Origin of the sequence: Bremerella sp. JC817 (assembly GCF_040718835.1) — a bacterium.
GTDB lineage: Bacteria > Planctomycetota > Planctomycetia > Pirellulales > Pirellulaceae > Bremerella.
The window spans coordinates 1-344 of the sequence record NZ_JBFEFG010000177.1; the positions used below are offsets into that span (position 1 = coordinate 1).

The 344-nt window shown below is 76.2% G+C and carries 1 protein-coding gene; it reads right to left on the minus strand.

The features are described from left to right. On the minus strand, positions 1-299 hold a 299-nt coding region (locus AB1L30_RS00850), incomplete at its 3' end, for a M56 family metallopeptidase (RefSeq protein ID WP_367011449.1). Positions 300-344: the final 45 nt, after the last annotated feature.

Genomic DNA, 344 nt, shown 5'->3' on the forward strand with positions numbered 1-344 from the left:
GACTCGACCAGGCGCTGCGCCAGGTTCACCGGCAGGTCGAGGCGCCGATGGTGGGCCAGCTCGTGGGCGAGGACGGCGTCGATCCGAGGGGGGTCGGCCCCCTCCAGCCATCGCCCCGGCAGGAGGACGACCGGCCGGGCCAGGCCGCAGAGGCACGGCTCGGTCAGGGTCGGGTGGACGAGCACCCGGGGCCCCCGGCGCAGCCCGAGCCGCCGGGCCAGGTGGTCGGCGCGGTGCTGGATCGGCTCGGGGGCGGGTTCGGCCGCCCGACGCCGGGAGACGCTCGCGATCAGTCCCATTGCCACCATGCAGAGGAGAGGTAGGGCGATCAGGGACCAGGCGGC